Source organism: Patescibacteria group bacterium, from assembly GCA_041649475.1.
Lineage (GTDB): Bacteria > Patescibacteriota > Patescibacteriia > Magasanikbacterales > GWA2-37-8 > JBAZNA01.
The window spans coordinates 502455-522650 of record JBAZNA010000001.1 but is presented as its reverse complement, the minus strand read 5'-3'; the positions used below and the strand labels follow the sequence as shown (position 1 = coordinate 522650).

The following is a 20196-nucleotide window of genomic DNA, read 5'->3' as shown; positions in this document are numbered from 1 at the left end:
ATGGCGCAAACCCTATCTCCCAATGCTTTAAAATTAATTGATAAATATTTTAATTTGCCTTTTGACGTCGCCGAAATTAGATGCCCGTATTTTAATAATGCCAAAGTAGGCGGACGGGCGCAACTTCGGGTTTTGGCCGGCAAGGGCACGCCGCAGGAAATCGTGGATGAAGCCAAGATAATCTCCATGCAGTACAAAAAAGGGATTTTTGATAAAGACGGCCACTGCTGTCTGCATATGCATTCCGAGGCCGAGCATATCGGCTGTATCCGCCAATTTTTGATTGATAATAATTTGGGCGTTGACTGCTCCGGATTTATCAGCCATGTTTTGATCGCGCATTTTTTGGAAACCAAACACGTTGACTTGCGCAAAAAGATGTTTATAACTTCGCCCCGTAATTTTTTCAGATGGATTATCAGTAAACTGCGGCCGGTGGAACAAATGTCCGTATCGGTCTATGCCAATTCAAAAAACTCTGTCGCGGTAAACGCCATGTCCGAACTAAAGCCGGGCGATTTGATTGTGATGCTCAAAACCGGACCGAGAAAAACGCGCAACCATATGCTGCTTGTGACCGAAAATACCGGCGAGATTATTAATTATGTTCATGCCCGGGCCTGGTCCAGCGAGGGGCAATACAGTCACGGCGTTACCAAGGGCCAAATTAAAATTATTAAGCCGGAAGCCGGCTTGCTTGACCAGGAATGGATTGAGAAAGGATTAAGCGGAGAAAAAAACGAAACTTTGCTTGAGGCCCAACAGGCCGAAATTTTACAAATGAAAAGATTAAAATTTTAATATGTCTTTTTCACCGGAACTTTTACAAACCGCTCTCACCTACCTGATGGCTTCGGCCATTGGCGCGTTTTTATTTGCGCCGCTCCTGATCAAATTCTTAAATAAATTCAGGATTACGCGCCGCGATGAGTATGATTTTACTTTAAAGGGAGACCGGCAGGAAAAAGTGGGCACGCCGATTATGGGCGGACTCTTGGTCATTATTACGGTTACGGTTATCACTATTCTTTTTAACTGGAATCGTGAAAATACCTTCGTGCCTATCGGCGTGATGGGTATTTCCGCCCTCTTGGGCGCCACCGATGATATTTTGAATATCTTTGGAAAAAAACGACGTGAGCGCAAACTGGCTCACGTTTGGACTTTAATAAAAGTTCACAAAAAATGGTACATGAAACTGTGGTATATCATCACTTTGCCCTGGGAAGCGTTTAGATCTTTGACGTCTATTTTTGGCTCTCATCCTGGCCGCGGCATTCAGGTGCATGAAAAACTTTTATTCCAGTTTTTGGCCGGAGCAGTGACTGCCTGGTGGATATATTTTAAATTGGGTCCGCAATGGCACTCTCTGTGGATTCCGTTTGACGGGCAGGCGTTTGTGGGCTGGTGGATAATTCCGATTGTGATTTTCTTTGTGATGTTTACTGCCAATGCCGTTAACATCACTGACGGCATGGATGGCCTGGCCGGCGGATCTTTGATTTTATCTTTCCTGGGGCTGACGATTTTAAGCTGGGTGCAAGGCAGAGAGTCCTTTACCATTTTAAACGCCACGGTCGTGGGCGCGTTGATTGTTTACACCTATTTTAACGTCAAGCCGGCTAAATTTCAGATGGGCGATGTGGGTTCGCTGGGGCTGGGGGCATTATTTGCCATAAATGCTATCGCCATAAACCGCACCATGCTTTTGCCTTTGCTGGGCTTTATTTTCTACATTGAAATTTTAACGGTTATGGCGCAGGTTTTTTTCCGCCGCTTGATTGGCAAAAGATTATTTAAAATGTCCCCCCTGCATTATCACTTTGAATTCAAGGGCTGGGCTGAAGAAAAAATTGTCATGCGTTTTTGGCTGGTGCAGTCGTTTTTTATTATTTTATCTATTTGGATAAGTATTTATAAATAGGTATGTATTTGAAATGGCAAGAAAAAACCATAAATAAATTTGACGCGCACACGATTGATTCTCTCTATAGTGACGGCTTTGTTTTCACGCGGGTTGGAAAAGGTGCAATGAACCAGACCCGAAGCTTGAGAATAAATTTAGCAAAATTTGAACTGTCTAGTGAAAATAGAAGGATACTGAAAAAAACCGAAGATGTTGCGCTCAAAACCGCACCCATCCCCTATTCTGATTATGACTGGAGCATACATAAAATGGGCAAAGAATTTTACGCGATCAAATTCGGTGAAAAAACTTTCAGCGCGCAGAAAATAAAAGAATTAATAATTGATACCAAAAAAAGTAATTTTAATTTACTATTGAAATATGAATTGGCCGATGAAACGATCGGCTACTGTATAGCCCTGGAAACAAAACATATTTTACACTACTGCTATCCTTTTTATAACTTAGCCAAAGCCAATTCAAATTTGGGTATGGGCATGATGCTGAAAGCGATTTTATACGCCAAAAAAAATAAGAAGAAATATATTTATCTGGGTTCTGCTCAAAGGCCGACTGATATATACAAACTGCAATTCGCCGGTTTGGAATGGTTTGACGGAAAAAAATGGCAAACTGATTTAGCGGCATTAAAAAAACTGCTCAAATAATTATGAAACACATCCACTTTATCGGCATCTGCGGAGTGGCAATGAGCGCGCTCGCCATTGCCTTTAGCGAAGACGGCTGGAAAGTGACCGGCAGTGATGTTGGGTTTTATCCGCCGATTTCGGATCATTTAAAAAAACACCGAATTAATTTTTACCCGGGCTGGCATCCGGAAAAAATGATGAGAGACGACAGGCCGGATATTGTGGTGGTGGGAAACGTGGCCGGCTCCACCAATCCGGAATTTTTCGCGGCCAGAGAAAATGAATTAAATATAAAATCATATCCGGAGGTTGTGGCCGAATATATTGTTCAGGATCATTCAGTAGTTTGCGCCGGCACCTACGGCAAAACCTCAAGCTCGGCCCTGCTCACCTGGATTTTATCAAACGCACAAATACAACCGAGTTATATGTTCGGCGGGATAAGTTTGAATATGCCCCTTAGCGCCAAACTCCGCAAAGACAAAAACCGGTCGGGCTGGAGCGTTCTGGAAGGTGATGAATACAAAACCGCGCGCTGGGACAATCGGCCAAAATTTATGCTCTACTCCCCCACTCACCTACTACTTTCCGCGGCGTTGTGGGATCATGCCGATGTTTTCCCTACAGCTAAGGACTATTTAAAGGCCTTTAAGGACTTAATCAAATTAATCCCAAGAAAAGGTCTGATCGTGGCCTGCATTGACGGTGAAAATATCAAAGAATTAATCGCAGACGTAAAAGCCATTACTTACGGCAAAAGCAACGCCGATTACGTGTATAAAAATATCAGTCAGACAAAAGACGGCATAAAATTTGCCATTGAAAATAGGGGTGAGACCTACCAAGTGTTCGCACCCGTCTTAGGCGAACACATGGCGGAAAATATTTGCGGCTGTTTTGCCGTGGCCTATGAAAGCGGCATAGATGCAGACACCATATTAAACAGCATTGCCACCTTTAAAGGCATCAGACGCCGTTTGGAAAAAAAAGCTGAAGGCGATATAACTATTTATGACGATCTGGCCCACTCGCCCACCAAGGCCAGAGCCACTTTAAAAACCTTGCGAACAATTTATCCGGAAAGTAAAATTATCGCTATTTTTGAACCGAACACCGGCCATCGCCGACCGCAATCCGCTCCGGGTTATGATAATGCGTTTACACCGGCCGACGAGGTAATCATACCAACTCTGACCAAATTAAAAGTTGACTCAAGCGAAACCGAACTGCCGTTTGAAGGCGAAGAATTGGCACAAATTATTTCCAAAACCCACCGGCAAACAATTCACATACCGGACGACACCGAGTTGATTGACTATATTTTAAAAAATACCAAAAAAGAAGACGTGGTCGTCTTCCTGGGTTCGCACGGCTTTAGAGGCATGATTGACAAACTGGTTACTTGCCCTCATCCACAACTTCAGCTGTAATCTGTTCTCCGTTCTTTTCAGTAACGAGCAGAGTAATGCCGCAGACATTGCATTCAACCACGCTATCAACAGCCAAATTCGGATATTTGGATAAATCAACCTCATTTTTACACTCCGGACAAAGAAGTTTAGACATAAATAAATAAGTTAATAGTTAAGGCAAAATACATTATACAATATTCCGGTTTGGGACGCAAGATTTAATTTCTATGATTACTCCACAACTAAAAGCAAAGAAACTGGCCAGGGCCCTCGGCCTCAAAACCGAGTTATTTTTAAAACGCGAAGACCTGCACCCCTACGGCTCGCACAAGGGCAGATCCATACCTCTGATGGTGGATAAATACCGAAAAGAGGGCTGGAGAAATTTTTGTATTTCCTCATCCGGCAATGCCGCTTTGGCCGCCATATACGCCATAAAAAAATTAAATAAAAAAAATGCCGATGATTTTACGCTGAAAATTTTTGTCGGCGAACATATAGACGCCCGTAAATTAAATTTAATTAAAAAAACAGCCGGCAAAACAAAAACGATAACCGTTACACAGGTGCAAAATCCGAAACAATCGTCTTTTCAGCTGGATAAAAAAGATCTGGCCAAGAATTTGCGCCAGTCCACTGACGACAGCGCTTTAACGGGTTATGAAAAACTGGCCGAAGAACTTGGAAAAATAAAAAACTTGTACGCGGTCTTTATTCCCACTTCGAGCGGCACCACTGCCCAGGGGTTGTATGACGGATTTAAAAAAATAAAAATCTCACCGCAAATTCATATCGTGCAAACCGCGCATTGCCATCCGATTGTGGACGAAGTTAAAGGCACTCACACACCCGCGACAATAAACACTTCCCTGGCCTCGGCGATTGTGGATAAAATTGCCTTCCGCAAAGCCGAAGTGGATAAAGCGGTCAATGAATCACACGGAAGCGGCTGGGTGGCCGGCGACAATGATCTAAAAACCGCCATCAAACTAATTAAAAAAACAGAAAATATTTCTGTTTCTCCTAATAGCGCACTGTCGGTTGTCGGATTAACACAAGCACTTAGTGATAATTGGAAATTTGACGGACCAGTAGTTTGTCTAATTACCGGCAGATAATTATTGCCCGTTCATCAAAATAACTTCGGCGCGGCCATCAAAATTTACATCCAAAGCTCCAACAGACACCTGCGCGCCCGCGAATCCCTGCGCAATTTTAAATTCAGATAATTTTTTACCGGTAAAATTAAAGGTTCGCACCAGCGAGCCGCTGGCAGAACTTAAAACCGCTACCACTTCATCTTTGCCGTCGCCGTTGATATCGCCAACGGCTATTTTTATCCCTTTTTTATAATTTTTATTTTCAATATAGAAACTTTTTTTAACTTTCTTTAAGTTGCTGTCGTAAATTAAAATTTGCGCCTGAACGCCGGTGCCCGTGCCCAAAACGATGTTTCCTTTGCCGGTGCCGTCAACATTTCCGATTGCCGCCGAAAATCCGCCCTGATATTTTTTTCCCAAAGGATAAACGTTATCAATCAGGTTCGCGCCGTAATAAGTGTATAACTGCACCTTGCCGCCCGAGTTACCGGAAACCACCAGCGAATTTTCAGTGGCGCCGTTTAATTTGCCCGGCGCGAAATCCAAAGCGCCTTTATAGTTTCCTCCAAAAGGAAAGTCCTCATACCAAATACCGCCGTTGCTGTCATTAATTTTTAACTTAAATCCTTCGGCGGTGATTTTTTCCACCCGGCCCTGTCCGTCTAAGTCCCCGGCAAATATTTTGGCGGCGCCCTGCGCTTCCTCGTCATAAGAAAAGAAGCCGTTTCTGACACGATTGCCATTTATGTCATAAAAACTCAAAAAGTAACCGTTGGGATAAGTCACGCCCTGTAAGGTCTGAAAGGTTTTAAGCATCACCAAACCATCTTTGGCGCCCAATGTAACGGCGTTAGTGATTGATCCGTCGTTGACGGCCGGATCCTGTTTGCCGGTGATTTTTTCATACTCCCCACCCAGATCAACTGTTTGGGATTTGGTGGTGACATTAACTATGGCCACGCCGTTAGTGTAGTCGCGGCGCCAGACATCTTCCGTAAAATTGGCGCTGCCGCTCACGGATTGCGCCTCGCCAATCGGCTCGCCCAAATTCACGTCATACTCATCATACCACCAGATTTGCGCGTGATTTTCGTCGCCGTGATCAAAGCTGAAATAAACATTATTGACCATTAAACTGCTGGCCAACCCAAAACGCATTCTCCGATAGTTGTCGCTTTTGCCGGTGTTGCCGGTGTTGGCGTTGATCACATAAATAAGCGGCTGTTTATTACTTTGCTGGTTTACTTCCAGGCCGTTCATAATTCCGCTCCAGGATCCGCCCTTTTCCCATGGGGTGGGAAAATTTTCATACATCCGACCATTTACATACTCCTGCATTGAGGGTATGGAACTGCCGTTCATGATAATGTATTTAACATTAAGCTCCTGACTGCGCTCTAGCAAATAATCAATTCTGTTTACCCACTCTACATCGGCCAGACGGGCAGTGTCTTTTTGTCCGTCGCCGTTTAAATCAATATCACCTTTGTTGGTTCCGGAAATGCCGTCATTGACCATATCCCAAAAAATTCCGTCCCAGACCCCGGCGGATAGAATCTTTGTTTTGACAAAATTGACCAGATAATCAGTCCACTCCAAACTCATGTTGGTATTTTTGAGTCCCGGCCAATTGGAAACGACATTGCCCTCGTCGTCCCGCAGCCACCAATTATTTTTTACCTGAAAATCGCCAAACAAAGTGTTGGCCGGATATTGCTGCCAAGCCATGTTGTAGCTCTGGCTGGGCACATAGGCCAACAAAATGATATTCGGATTATCTTTTTTTATTTGGCTGATGACGTTTTTGCGGACAATGGCCTGCTCCGGACTCAAAATAAGCAAATCATTTTTTGATAATTTCTTTATACTGTCAGCATCGGTCGGCAAAGTGCCCAGATAATAATTGGCCAGAAGCGGAGCCGAACTGTGCGCTTTTTGCCAAACTAAAAAAACCACAATAAAGATGGCAAAAAATACTGATACTGTGGCTCTGTAAAATATTATCTTACCTATTGGTTTGCGTTTGCGCGCCATAAAAACTTATTTTCAACCAACCACCACGCCGCTTTAAACGGATGTTTTTTGATTGCCGTTCTGGCTGTGCAGATCATCCAAACCGGTATCTTGCTGTCAGTAACTTGCTGTCTGACATTTTCGGCCGCCTCCGAACCCCAAAACTCCGCGAAATTTTCAATTTGTCTTAAGTCCCCCATTCTGAAGTTATGCACCACCGACGGATAAATAATTCCATTGGGATCCATAAAGAAAAAATCCCGGCCCGGAGCGTTGGACAAAATCGGATTATGACTGGTTATGAATTTGAACATGCCACTGGCAAAATAGGCCCGGGCCCAGCGCTTAAGATTCCAACTCTTGAGTTCTGACTTTATCAGATATTTATATTCTTCATCTAATAAATCTCTAAGATTTTTTGATAAGTGATGTTCGTCTTCGGTGCCCAAGGCCATATTTTCGGTTAAGGACTCCTCGCCGATTTCTTTAAAATCCGTGTTTTGCTTACCGCCAAAATAAAACTCGGAGCTCTGGGCAAAACTATGGGTGAACTCCACGCCCAGTTCGCGGGTCAAATCATAAACTTTTTTCAGATGGGCGACGTTTTTTTCGGTGATGGTAAAACCCAGCCGCAAATTTTTAACGCCCAATTTTTTAATTTCGGTTAAAGTTTTCATGACCTTATTAAAGCCGTCCGGAATGCCGCGCATTTGGTTGTGCATCTCTCCGATGCCGTCAACGGAAATGGCCACGCCAATATCCGGTTTAATCGGCAAAATCTTTTTCATTTGGCTGACGACCAAATCAGTGGCAAAAGCATTGGTGGAAATAATAATTCTGGCTTGGGGACAGGCCTTGGCCACATTGGTGATTATTTCCGGCAAATCCGGACGCAAAAACGGCTCCCCGCCGGAGATGTTTATGTCCCGCAAGCTGGAGGGTAGTTTTTTAAATTCCGACGGCGGCAACTCGGGAAAGCCGTGAATTTTCCAGATATCGCACATGATACATCTGGAGTTGCAGTTATAGGTTACAGCTAAAACACAATCAATTGGGAGTTTGACCATATGGGTTTATTGTTATTTGACTTTATTATACTCCAAAATTGTGCTATACTCAATAAAACCATCCACTTATGCTTTCCTATCTCAAGCGTTTCTCTTTTTCAGCATTACTAGTTGTTATTTTAGCCGTCTTCGCGATCTTTAATCCCTATACCAGTTTGGACATCCTGGTTTTTTTGGTAATAATCTTTATAATCTTTCAAAAAATACTGGGCGAATATTTTATCCTGATGCTTTTGATAGTCCGGCCGGCGATTGATATTTGGCGGGATTTCACTCTGTTTTCATATCAAAGTTTTAATTTCAACATCAATGCCGCGCTCTCTACCCTGCTTTTAATCTGGTCCGCTTATTTCTTTTGGAAACACCGGTCATACCTCAAGCAAATTCCGGCGATTATTCCCTGGATTTTGTTTTTGGCCTGGTGCGCCATCACGCTTGTTTACAGTTATGATGTCGCCGCCACCATCACCGAAACCATGAAAGCGGCCAACTTGTTCGCCCTGTTCGGCATTTCCTATATTTTATACAGCAAAAATGGAGTCAAATTTAAAAAAGATTTTATAAAAAGTTTAATTTGTGCCGCCATCATCCCCCTGGCCGTGGGCGTTTACCAATTTATCTCCCAGACCGGCATGAATATAGATGACATCAGAAACAGAATTTACGGCACCTTTGCCCACCCGAATATAATGGCAACTTTTGCTCTACTGCTCCTCACAGTTCTTCTGCACGAATACCCGGAAAAGCATAATATTTTTAAAAATAAATTGTCTTTAGAAAACGCGATTGGTATATTTTTGTTATTAATTATCGCTCTCACTTACACCCGCATCGCCTGGATCGGCACGGCCGTGCTTCTTTTGGTAGTCGGCATAATCTATTTTAAAAAATTGGTATTGTATTTGATTATTGGCGCGGGTTTGTTTTATCTGATTTTTTATCCGCTTAACGCATTCTTGATAAATAATTTTAACTACAACATGCAGTCATACGGCATTATTTCCCGACTCACGGCCAGAAACGAAGAATCTGATTCGGTCTCCTGGCGCATTGATGTGGCCACTAAGGTCTTACCGCTTATCAAAGACCGGCTGGTGCTTGGTTATGGCTACGGATCTTTTGCCACGGTTTGGGATAATAATAAAGGCATACAAAATTTGTGGGATAATACTTCCGAAGCGCATAATGATTTTTTAAAAATTGCCTTTGAAGGCGGGTTGATCGGCATTGGATTGTATCTGTTAATTTTTGCCGCCTTGCTTTGGGAACAAGTTAAATTCGGAATAAAAAATAATTGGAAAAATATTGTTTTTATTACCAGTATAATCGTTTATCTGGTCTTGAGTTTGTCGGACAACATGTTGCATCACACGCCGGTGATTTGGTGGATGTGGGCGGTTTGGGGTGTGTGGGCTTGCGAGTATAAAAAGGTCTAAAACAAAAAACCACCCAGAGAGAGTTACCTAGCGAAACAACGAATTGTTAAGCCGGGCAATTAGGGTGGATTTTTTGTTGGCAAATTTCTCTGCCATTTTTAGTCATCAGATATTGACGAGCAAAAATGGAAAAAGGAAGAGGCGGCGGCTGGAACGGCTAGAATACTCGCCGCCTCTTCCCCCGGGGAGGGCTGAACTTGGTGGGCTGGGTCAAAAGACCGTGCAATCCGGGAGCCAGTCACAACCCGACTGATCGGGTGTCTGACCCACGTTGGCAGGCAACTGCCTGCAACCGGTCTGGGTCCACGGAGCGTAGGTGTATGGAGCGCTCCACAACCCCCGGCACTTGTCGGGCAGGACGGTTCTTCCGCCGCCGGCCTTGTCGTGACAGATGACTGTACAGACACCGCCCGGAATGATGATCACTTCCGTGACCGGGGTGAACTCCGGGTGCTGGCCATCCACCTTGAACTGTTCACAGTCGCTGATCTGCGCCAGTTTTTGGGTGGAGAACTCCATCTCCATACCGGTGCATTGGGCATACGGCGGAGCGTCGGTCTGGGGCAGAACGTCCTGTTGAACCAGGGTGTCCTGCTGGAGCACATCGCTCTGGAGTGTGTCACTCTGCAGGGTGTCGGTCGCGATGGTGTCGCGACCGGTGTCGTGACCCAGGGTGTCATGGACACCGCCGTCGGGCACAGACACGTCTGGCGCGGAATCTGCGTCAGGGAAAGCGTCCTGTGCCCAAGGGCCAAGGGCGCTCTTGTCAAAGGTACAGCCGGTCAAAGCCGCGCAAAGCGCGACCCACATGAACTTGTTCATCGTAATCCTCCTCTCATTCTATTTATAATTTTAAAGTTCTAAACAGAATGAGAGTGGGGAGCGGCCGAAGCAGCTCCCCTGTTTCCTCCTTACCTCTCCGGAATCGGAGAGGTTGTTGAATAAGGTGCACTATTAATTGCTGTTACTGATTGTGACGACGGTCGCCGAAGCGTCCGTCGAGGTTAGAGTAAGCGTTCTGCCAACTAGTGGCAGACGCCGTCGTGTGCGCCACCCCAGGCGCAGTTGGCGAGGTTCTGCGTGCAGAAGTTCACCTCGCGGTTGTCTCCGAAGTAGGAGATCCGCGTGGTGCCCGTCGGCGCGCCGACTGGGAACGTGTCGGCCTCGCAGGTCGCAAAGAGCGTGGGGTAGTCCTCAGTGTGCGAGCACTCGCCGGCCGCGGACAGGATCTCCTGGGCCAACGCGTTGGACGTGATGGTCACGTTGCGCGAGATCCAGGGAGCGGTCTTCGGCCAGAACGACACCACGGTGACCGGAGTACCGGCCGGCAACTTGACCCCGAAGGGCCAGCAGCCGTTGGTGGTGTGCACGCAGACACCCGGTGCTGTGCAGATTCCACCGGAGCGAGGCCCCGGGCAGTTGCACATGTCCGCCGTGGTTGCGTTGCTATCGTCGCACTGGGTGTCGTTCATACAACCGCTCGGTGCGGCATCGGACTGGGGAACGCCCGCATCGGACTGGGGTGCCGCGTCGCTCTGGGGCGGTGCGGCATCGGACTGGGGTGCCGCGTCGGACTGCGGCGGCACTCCGGCGTCGGACTGCGGCGGCGTCATGCCGACGCAGGCACCCACACCATCGCAGAAGTCGGCGAGCGGATCCGTGCACTCGTTGGCAGGATCCGTGCCGGCCGGAATCGCGTAGCAGGTGCCGAGCCTGCCTGGCACGTTGCATGCCATGCAGAGACCGAGGCAGTCGGTGTCGCAGCACACGCCGTCCACACAGTGGCCGGACGCGCAGGGCGGAAGTGCCGAACCGCACGGCTCGCCGTTGCCCTCGGGGGGCACGGCGATGCAGTCACCCGATCCGTTGCAGATCAGGTTGGTGCCGCACGACGTTGCCTGGAGCGGATACTGGCAGGAGCCAGCCCCACTGCAGGAGCCGTCGCAGCCGTCGGCGGTGCTGGAACCGTCACACTCGAGGTCCGGATCCGTTCCGCCGGTGATGCTGGCACAGGTGCCGGTGGTACCACCGGTCATGACCGCGATGCAGGCCACGCACACGCCGTCGCAGGCCGTGTCACAGCACACACCGTCGACGCAGTGCTGGGAAGCGCACTCGCTGGGGAGCCCGCAGACAGCACCGTTGGTCTTGAGGACCACGGGGGGCTTGCAGACGCCGGCGCCGTCGCAGGAATCGGGCGGCTGACAGGTGAGGTCGTCCTCGCCGGCCGGTACGTTGCTACAGATGCCGAGGTGACCCGGCACGTCGCAGGCCACGCACACGCCGTCGCAGGCCGTGTCGCAGCACACGCCGTCCACACAGTGGCCGGACGCGCACTCGCTGCCGGACGGCAGGTTGCAGAAGCTGCCGAGGAGCAGACCTGGGTTGACCACGCAGTTGCCCGCGCCGTCGCAGATCTCCCCCACCGGAGAGGTACACGCCTCTCCCTGCGCCGGGAACTGGCAGGAGCCAGCCCCATCGCAGGTTCCACCACAGGTGGGATCCGTACCGGCGCACTCGCTGTCCGGGTCGGTGTTCTGAGGAACCGGCCAACAGGTGCCGTCGGCGGCTCCGGTCTTGGCGTTGGTGCAGGCCACGCAGAGCCCGCCACAGACCGAATCACAGCACATGCCCTCCACGCAGTGGCCGGAGATGCACTGGATGTCGCCGGTACAGGCCGAGCCGTCGGCCTGGCGCTGGTCCACGCAGAGACCCTCGCCATTGCACGCCGCGAGCGGAGTGGTGGGAAGGGTGCACGGCGTGGTAGCCGCCGGGTACTGGCAGGCGCCGACGGCGTTGCACAGGCCGCCGCAGTTGTTGGGATCGGTGCCGATGCAACCGTCGCTCGCGCCCTTGGGGTTGGTTCCCTCCGGAGCGAGCATGCAGTGGCCGACGTAGCCGGCACGCTTGCAGGTGAAGCAGGCGCCGTTGCAGCCGTCGTCGCAGCACACGCCCTCCACGCAGAAGCCGGACTTGCAGTCCCCCTCCGGCCACGGGCCGTTCCTGAAGCAGGTTGCCCCGTCGATCAGGGGCTGGGGGTTGGAGCTGCACGCGCTGGTGCCGCTGCAGGTCTGGCCAGCCGGTGTGCACTCGTTCTCGGGGTCGGTGTTCGGCAGATAAGGCGTGCAAGTGCCCACGGAACCGATCTGGTCGCAGGCCTCGCACACGCCACCACAAGCCGTGTTGCAGCAGACGCCGTCCTTGCAATTGCCGTGGAGGCACTGCGCATCCGCGGTGCAAGCCGTGCCGTCGGGGAACAGGGTGTTGGGCACGCAGACGCCGGCGCCGTTGCACGAGCTGGCCCAGCTGTTGGGCAGGTCGCACACGGTACCCGACGGCGGGTACATGCAGGCGTTCCAGCCGTTGCAGGAACCGCCGCAGAGGCTGCCGTCGGTGACGCAGTCGCCATCCGAGTTGTCCTGGGCCGGAAGCGGCTTGCAGTGACCCTCGGGGTTATTGCAGGAGAAGCAGGTCTGGGTGCAGTCGCTGTCGCAACAGGTGCCATCGACGCACTTGCCGCTGGCGCACTGGCCGGGCGCCGTCTCGTCGCACGGATGGCCGTTCGGGTAGTACGGCGGCTGGATGCAGGCACCAAGGCCGTCGCACTGGATCGCGAGCGGGTTGATCGTGCTGGTGCACGACGTTCCCGCCTGCGGGTACTGGCAGACCCGCGCGCCGTTGCAGCTGCCGCCGCAATTGGTGCCGTCGCTCGGGCACGCCTTGTCGGGCGCGCCGGCCGGCTTGGGCTGGCAGGTGCCGGGCACGAGGTTGCAGGCCTCGCACACGTCGCCGCAGTCCGTGCTGCAGCAGACGCCGTTCCGGCAGAAGCCGGAGATGCACTGCGCGTCGTCGCCGCAACCGGCGCCGTTCGCCTGGTTGTGCAGCCCGTTATCGGTGCTGCTCGGGAGGGGGCTCATGCAGCCGAAGCTGCAGAGAACCCCCAAGGTACAGAGACACAACACGGACAGTCGCTTCATGGCTACCTCCCTTACCTCGTTGAGTGTCCCCTCTCGCACTCGCGAAAGCGGAACGTGGACAGGACTTCTACTTCTATATTTCCGCCGACACAAAAGTTTCCCTTTGGTCGGGATTTTTCTTACTTTCTAAACTTACTTTTTTACTCTAACCTAGATTGTAAAGGACATCCTCCTACCAGCTTATACTTTTCGCTGTCAACATAGCATAACAGATAAAAATATAAATTGGTAGGAGGCTGTGAGTCATCGCGATTTCACTCGCAACAGCTCACAGCGTATATCAGACAGCGTTTACTTCGTTAAAGAAGCGTAACGCCGTACAGTGTGCATGAACCTACTTCTTGGTCTTGCTGAACATGTCAGCATCAACCCGCTTGCAGATCTCGGTGGCCTTGGCCGTGGGCACTTTCTCCTCCTTCGTCAAGGTGTTGACGCAGGAGGCGATGTCCTCTTGGTAATCTTCGCGGCCGGACTGGCTGAAAGCGATGACGATCGCGAACATGATCAGGATCAGGCCGGACCCGATCGTGATGCCCCACGGGAAGTTCCCGCCACCTCGCTTACGCTTCGGCGGACGGATGGGCTCGTAGGACTCACTGTCGTCAGCGGGCGGGTCGGGCTCGACAGGCGCGACGACGGGGTCGGGCTCGGGCATGACGATCTTGGGCTCGGGCTCGGACGCGAGCTCTTCCCGCACCAAAGTGCGGGTGCTCTTGTCCTCCGTAGCCGCAGGCGCGACCACGACGGGCACGGGCTCCGCCGGAGCCACACCCGGAAGGGTGGCCCTTGGGGAGGACGTCGGCGCGGGATTCGCTGCCAGATCTGCCGCTTTGACCTCGCTGGCCAACTTGGCCAGCGAAATGGGCGGCATGGGCGGCGGACCCTTCTTGGGCGCATCGCCGTTCTGGACGGCCACAGCCCCCATCGGCTTGGTCGGTGCGAACGCCTGGTCCACAGTCGGCACACCAGAGGTGTCCACGACCGCGGTGTTAGCATGCGCCAGGTCTACCGTGGGAGCGGCGAAGTCCATGATGCCCGAGGGCGGACCGAACAGGTCGTTCTGGTTCGCAGGAATCGGACCGGACTGCTCGTTGTCCTCCATCGGCCGGGCAGGCATCGCCTCCCTGATGCCCAAAGGCAACTGCCCCTGGGCGGTCGACGCCGTCTGCTGGAACTCGTCCTCCATCCCTGCCAACTCTCGCGGCGCATCAGTGTCGGAGAGAATCGGGGTGGGCGGCTTGTGCGTCAGCGTCCCCAGAACTTCCTGGGCCAGCGCTGCCGTCACCATCTCTTGCTGATCATCAGCGGAGTTGGTGGAGGCAGGAGCAGACGCCCCTTCCTCCTCGCCGGGCTCCGGCGGACCGCCGAACGGGACCGGCGGCGGGATGACGGTGTCGGGCGCCGCGTCAAACTCGCGTGCCGGATCATCCGGCAGTGTCATCGGCGCGATGCCTTGCAGCGTCACTGGCGCGATGCCTTGAAGCGTCGGCCTGTGGCTGCCCGGAAGCGTCGGCTCCCCCTCTGCCGCAGTGTCCTCGTCAAACGAGGACCCTTCGGCCCTTCCGTTCTTCTCGCTCATGATTCGCCTCCATCGTGTTCATGCGTTAAAATTGTAAGGAGCGCTTGTTGTCTTGCTCCTCCTATATGTATCCACAAAAACTTTTTATAATTTTATGAACAGATATAGGATGAGGAGAGTCGCGCTCGCGAAAGCTGCGACCCTCCCCTTTGTTTCCCCCTTGTTGGTTGTTAGAAACGGATCACCAGACCCGCGAAACCTTGCACACCGAAGGCGGCATTGGCCTCACGGAACCGGATGCTTGGTGAACCCAGTAGTGTGAACTCCGCCCACCGGCCGCCGATGGCGATGCCGATGATGGGGTTGACGTACCAGGTGAACTGGCCCGGACCGGTCTCGGTCTTGGCCACCATCAGTTCTTCCACGCCGAACAGGAATCTGAAAGTCCGGCGGCCGCACTTGCCCATGAGGCGTACGGCATTGGCAGGCGCCTTGTCCTTGCTGGTTGCGAAAGCCAGACTGAAACCCGGCACGAACGAGCAGAGCCCGTCCGAGGGAACCTCAAAGTCCAGCCGGAGCTCGACATACGGCTCCACGGAATCGCCCTTGAACCAGCTGACGCGGCTGCCGACGCTGATGTCAACGAAGAGCTTGTCCTGCTTGGTGAGCAGAACCTTCTCCACCTTCTCCACCCGCTTGTGCAGGCCGGAGAGGTCACTCTCCACCTTCTCCAGACGCTTGTCGGTCTTCTTGAGATTGGTGAGAGCTCCCGCCATCTCGTTCAAGATCTCGTTGACGTTGTTGGACGTGATGCTCATGTCCATCTTGAGCTGGGTGATGGCGGACTCAATGCTCCTGATGTTGGGGAGAACACGACTGATGCTCTCCAGGAGCTGGCGCAACTCGCCGATCTCCTTCTTGCTGCCTCTGGCCAGCTTGGTCATCTGATCCTGCAAGCTGTCAAGCTGATCCTTCTGGAACTTCTTCAGCTTGTTCAGCTTCTTGTAGAGATCAGACTGGTCGCACGACACGGGCGTCGGCGGTGCGGGTGCGGGCTTTGGCTTTTTGGCCTCGGCCAAGCACTGGGCCACTTCAGCTTCCAGCTTGTTGATGTTCTCCCTCTGCGCCTCCAACTTCTGGATGCGCTCCCGCTGTGCTTCGTAGAGCGACTTGGCTTCCCTCGCACCCTTGCGCGCCTCGCGGTCCTTGAACCACTGGGCGTGCGCCGGTGCGGAGAGGGTGGCGACCACGATGGTCGCCGCGATGACGAGAACAAACTTCCGAGCGAACATCATGGCAAACCTCCATATCTTGGCACAAAGAAAAGGGCATTTTTCCCTTTCTTCATGCCAAGATAGTTGTAAAGAACCGCTAACTATTTTATACACTTTTCACTATCCACCAGTTACAATAATAAAAATCCCTTGGAGAGAGATTTAGGGCTTAAATAAGCTATGTTTTTATTCGTGGTATCTCTCTCAACACCATTGAATATAACACCGTACATTAGCACAACAAGAGAAAGTTGTCAAGAGGAATCGGGCAAAAACATAAAAACCGCCTTTTAAGCGGTTTTTATGCTACCAATTGAGCCCATCACATTCGGCCCCAGGGCCCTTTCCTTTAATATAAAGGAGAATGGGGTGAGAGATGAACGCGATAGACTCATGTGAAAAACGGGGCTGGGGTACATGCGTACTGCATGTCCCCAGCCCGAGGAGAGAGCTACTTTATACTTCCTACTGCGACTGGTACTTGTTGTCCCAGGCGCAGCCGTGTCCGCCGGCCAACAGGTGGCCGCCGGAAGCGCTCCAGTTCTGCACCATCCCGTTCTGCCACTGGCCGGAGCACAGCGTGGGGGTGGCGTCGGAGCCGTCGGCCTTGTAGCAGGTCAGTGCACAGGCCAGCGGCGGAGCGGCGACCGAGACGTTGTCGTGCGGGGTGAAGGCGGAGATGGCGTTGTTGATGCCACGCGCCCACCAGATGCAGTTCACCGCATCCGGGCCCGGGTCCGAGAGACCCAGTCCGAAGCAAGTGACCTGATCCGGCACCTTGCAGATGCCGTCGGTCGGGTCACAGACCAGACCGGTGCCGCACGTCACGTTGGAGCAGAGACCCGTGGGGGGCCGACAGACGGCGTCGTTGCCGCTGCAGGTCCCGTTGCCGTCGCCACTGACGTGGCAGGCGGTGCGGAAGGCCTGAAAGCCATCGGCCGGGCAGTCGGCGTGCACGCCGTCGCAGTACTCCGCGACGTCGCAATCCGACACGGCCGCGCGGCACAGGGTGCCGCTGGCCTTGCCGAAGCAGGCGCCGACCGGAGCGTCGGCACAGATGCCGCTGGCGTTGCAGTAACCACTCACGCAGTCGCTGTTCAGCCGGCACATCTTGCCGTTGATGCACTTGGCGCATCCGTCCCCGCAGTCCACATCGGACTCGGCGCCATCCTTGATGCCGTCGGTGCAGGTGCTGCTGACGGGGATGCAGACGTAGTCCGCGCAGAGGCCACTGGGGCAGATGTTGCCGCAGGCGCCGCAGTTGAGCGGATCGTCCTTGAGGTCGACGCACATCACGGCGTCGATCTTGCCGGGCACGGGGCAGCCGGCCGAGAGGGTCTCGTTGCCGCTGCAGTCGCAGACACCGGCCACGCACTGCGCGCCGTTGGTGCAGAGGAATCCGCACGCGCCGCAATTGTGGTCGTCGGTCAGCGTATCCACGCAGACCAGCGCGCCCGTGGCGTCGGGGCAGAACTCCTGCCCCTCGTTGGAGCAGGCAGCGATCTCCTCGGCGGTGAGACCCTCCATGCAACCGAGGTTGCCGAGGGCCAGGACGGAGAACAGCGAACAGATCAGCGCGAAACGGGTCATGTGATCCTCCAGTTGTTGAGCCGGCACGTCAAGCGCGCCGACGTCGTCAGCTTGCCAAAGGGGCCGCGAACCATTCGCACCCCTATTGTCGTAACTTGTTGTAGCTCTCAATTGTAATGTGCAGCCATCAACCTTGCGGTTAATGGCTCTTTCATCGCCACTTCATAGAAATGAAGATGAAAAATAGGTGGGCCGCGCGCGTCGTGTTATCAACACGCGCGGCCCGATGAAACGGTGATGTCGGTGGCTAACGCATCCAACCGACGGAGACGAAGGCGACGGAGGCGCGACCGTGCCAGACGATGCCCGGCTTCTCGATCCACCTTGCGCCGTAGCCGCCACTGACCTCTCCGAAGAAACCCTTCCCGAAGAGCCAGCCAGCGACTGCCTCAGCGCCGATCCAGCGCTCGTTTCCGCGCTCTTTGATCAGCTTATCGGTTTCGGGGTAGTACAGGAGCACACCCCGCACACCGAGGCGCAGACCCCACTTGAGCTGGATGCCCGGGCCGAGGGAGGCACCAATGCCGAAGTTGGCATTGGTCTTGTCACCGGCCGTGCCGATGACGCCTCGCGCCTGGACGAACCAGGAGTGGCCGTTGCCACCGAGCCGCTCGTGCCACTCCAGCTGCGGGCCTCCGCCGAAGGACCAGTCACCAGCGGTCTGAAAACCACTGATGTAGAGGCCTGCACGGAAGTGCCTGAAACCCTTGATGCGGGGGGCGGGAGCAACCGGAACGGGCGGGGTCAGACCAGGAACCAGAGTGGTGGTGGGCTTCTTGACGTCCACCTCCACCACGAGCGTGTCGAGGTCGTTGAGGTTGGCGTCGAAGACCTTCCCCTCCTCCACCCAGCAGTACCGCTGGTTGCACTTCTTGCTGAAGTGACAGCCATCGGTCTGCGGGACATCGGTCGGATCGCACACGGCCGACTGGCCGTAAGCGGTGGAGACCGCGCAGAGCACGGTCAGGACGAGAACGATACCGGTCGCCTTCATGACATCCTCCATGTCTGTTAGCCGGCACGCCAAGCGCGCCGACGTCGTCAGCTTGCCAAAGGGGGCGAACAATTCGCACCCTCATTTTCACCGTTTGTTGTAAGGTACAGCTTTGGCCATCAACCTTGCGGTTAATAGTCCTTTCATCGCCACTTCATAGAAATGAAGATGATAGGAGGGCTGCGCAGATGTCTGCGACAGCCCGATAGACCAGCATCTTGTCGTCCCGAAGGACGAGTAGATGAATGGCGGGATGTAGATCTAGTTGGTGGGCCGAACCCTGACGAGCATCTTGGTGCTGTGCTTCCCCGAGGGGACGGGCACGAGCACCCTGGTGTGACTGGACTTGAGTCCGGCCACGCTCCGCTTGAGCTCACCCAGCATGGTGTGGTTCTGGTTCAGGGTCTTGTTCATCCCCTCCAGGAAGGGCAGGTAGTCCGGCGGGGAGGGCGGGGTCACGATGATCGGGGCGGGCGGGATCGGCAGGGGCGGCTCCGGAAGCGGAGTCGCGGCGGGCGGTGCGATCACCACCTGCTGCTTCTTCAGCCCCCAGATCGCACGCTTCACGCGACCCTCGGCCTTGTCGAGCATGCCTTGCAGGTCCTCCTTGGTCGGATGATCCTTGATGGCCTCCGTCAGACCCTTGGTGGCGCCGATGAGACCGGTCGTGGCCTCGGCCTGACCCTTCAGGGCATCCGCGACCGAACCGAGCCCCTGATCGATCTTGCCGTTGGTGCCGGCGGCGGCCTTGTCCACGTCGTCCTTCGTCGCCACCTTGCCCAGCTTGGACGAGATGTCGTCGGTGCAGGACTTGGCGTAGAGGAGGATGGCGATGATGGCGGCGAGGAGCACGAGCCCCCCGAGGACCTTGCCCCACATGGGGAGGCCCTGCGGGGCGGCGGGCGGGGCGGCGGCAGACGCGGAAGCGCCAGCGTCGGGAGCGGCGGCCGGGGGGGTCGTCGCGGAATCGGGAGTGGCGGACGCGGGAGCGTCGCCGGGCTGCGCGGTACCGGGCATCAGAACCTCCTTCTTCGTGGAACCGTTGAACCCCTTAGAGCGGAAGGCCCACAGGGGCGGGTTGAAAAACTTCTACATCTCACTTGTAATGTGCGTCGATGGACAACACTTATGTGTTATCCTGGGCGAAACGTAGAACTAACCAATATTCTTCGTTACGCTCAAGATAACAATACAACAAAACTACTCTTGGGTGAGAGATGCTACATAATTGAAGGTCTTTTAACTAACAAACATTGCG

Annotated in this window: 16 protein-coding genes; 6 read left to right on the top strand and 10 right to left on the bottom strand. The window is 53.3% G+C overall.

Annotated features, from left to right (window positions below):
• The 4 genes from WC526_02540 to WC526_02525 are packed head-to-tail and all read left to right on the top strand — an operon-like array spanning nucleotide 1 to nucleotide 3986.
• Nucleotides 1-801: a hypothetical protein gene (locus WC526_02540; protein MFA5061997.1), complete on the top strand. Its 801-nt coding sequence runs from the start codon at nucleotides 1-3 to the stop codon at nucleotides 799-801.
• A 1-nt stretch (nucleotide 802) separates the two neighbouring features.
• Nucleotides 803-1924 (top strand): phospho-N-acetylmuramoyl-pentapeptide-transferase, encoded by a 1122-nt coding sequence (locus WC526_02535; GenBank protein MFA5061996.1) that lies wholly within the window; start codon nucleotides 803-805, stop codon nucleotides 1922-1924.
• A gap of 2 nt (nucleotides 1925-1926) precedes the next feature.
• Entirely contained in the window at nucleotides 1927-2574 is a 648-nt protein-coding gene (locus WC526_02530) for a hypothetical protein (GenBank protein MFA5061995.1), read from the top strand.
• 2 nt (nucleotides 2575-2576) lie between these two features.
• Nucleotides 2577-3986, top strand: coding sequence for a Mur ligase family protein (locus WC526_02525; GenBank protein ID MFA5061994.1), 1410 nt, complete (start codon nucleotides 2577-2579; stop codon nucleotides 3984-3986).
• Here WC526_02525 and WC526_02520 read toward each other — a convergent pair.
• The gene (locus WC526_02520; GenBank protein ID MFA5061993.1) at nucleotides 3955-4122 is read right to left on the bottom strand and encodes a hypothetical protein; all 168 of its coding nucleotides are present in this window, start codon (nucleotides 4120-4122) and stop codon (nucleotides 3955-3957) included. The two genes, WC526_02525 and WC526_02520, sit on opposite strands and share 32 nt — an antisense overlap.
• A gap of 73 nt (nucleotides 4123-4195) precedes the next feature.
• Between WC526_02520 and WC526_02515 the strand changes: the two genes are divergently transcribed.
• Nucleotides 4196-5086, top strand: a complete 891-nt coding sequence (locus WC526_02515) for a PLP-dependent lyase/thiolase (protein MFA5061992.1) — start codon at nucleotides 4196-4198, stop codon at nucleotides 5084-5086.
• Here WC526_02515 and WC526_02510 read toward each other — a convergent pair whose 3' ends face one another.
• Both WC526_02510 and WC526_02505 read right to left on the bottom strand, forming a co-directional pair.
• On the bottom strand, nucleotides 5087-7102 hold the full coding sequence (locus WC526_02510) for a putative glycoside hydrolase (protein ID MFA5061991.1): 2016 nt from the start codon (nucleotides 7100-7102) through the stop codon (nucleotides 5087-5089). It lies immediately after the preceding gene.
• Entirely contained in the window at nucleotides 7078-8148 is a 1071-nt protein-coding gene (locus WC526_02505) for a radical SAM protein (protein ID MFA5061990.1), read from the bottom strand. The genes WC526_02510 and WC526_02505 overlap by 25 nt, the downstream gene beginning before the upstream one ends.
• A gap of 68 nt (nucleotides 8149-8216) precedes the next feature.
• Here WC526_02505 and WC526_02500 point away from each other — a divergent pair, with 68 nt between their 5' ends.
• A complete protein-coding gene (locus WC526_02500) occupies nucleotides 8217-9584 on the top strand; it encodes an O-antigen ligase family protein (GenBank protein MFA5061989.1) in 1368 nt (455 codons plus the stop codon).
• A 210-nt stretch (nucleotides 9585-9794) separates the two neighbouring features.
• On the opposite strand, the gene WC526_02495 is transcribed toward WC526_02500, so the two are convergent.
• The 7 genes from WC526_02495 to WC526_02465 form a co-directional block, all read right to left on the bottom strand.
• A complete protein-coding gene (locus tag WC526_02495) occupies nucleotides 9795-10406 on the bottom strand; it encodes a hypothetical protein (GenBank protein ID MFA5061988.1) in 612 nt (203 codons plus the stop codon).
• Between the two features lie 203 nt (nucleotides 10407-10609).
• Nucleotides 10610-13561: a hypothetical protein gene (locus WC526_02490; GenBank protein ID MFA5061987.1), complete on the bottom strand. Its 2952-nt coding sequence runs from the start codon at nucleotides 13559-13561 to the stop codon at nucleotides 10610-10612.
• Between the two features lie 334 nt (nucleotides 13562-13895).
• The gene (locus tag WC526_02485) at nucleotides 13896-15140 is read right to left on the bottom strand and encodes a hypothetical protein (protein MFA5061986.1); all 1245 of its coding nucleotides are present in this window, start codon (nucleotides 15138-15140) and stop codon (nucleotides 13896-13898) included.
• A 170-nt stretch (nucleotides 15141-15310) separates the two neighbouring features.
• On the bottom strand, nucleotides 15311-16375 hold the full coding sequence (locus WC526_02480; protein MFA5061985.1) for a hypothetical protein: 1065 nt from the start codon (nucleotides 16373-16375) through the stop codon (nucleotides 15311-15313).
• A gap of 444 nt (nucleotides 16376-16819) precedes the next feature.
• Nucleotides 16820-17971, bottom strand: a complete 1152-nt coding sequence (locus WC526_02475) for a hypothetical protein (protein MFA5061984.1) — start codon at nucleotides 17969-17971, stop codon at nucleotides 16820-16822.
• Nucleotides 17972-18191: 220 nt separating this feature from the next.
• Nucleotides 18192-18950 (bottom strand): hypothetical protein, encoded by a 759-nt coding sequence (locus WC526_02470; protein ID MFA5061983.1) that lies wholly within the window; start codon nucleotides 18948-18950, stop codon nucleotides 18192-18194.
• Nucleotides 18951-19199: 249 nt separating this feature from the next.
• Complete coding sequence (locus tag WC526_02465; protein ID MFA5061982.1) at nucleotides 19200-19817, bottom strand: hypothetical protein; 618 nt, start codon at nucleotides 19815-19817, stop codon at nucleotides 19200-19202.
• Nucleotides 19818-20196 lie beyond the last annotated feature (379 nt).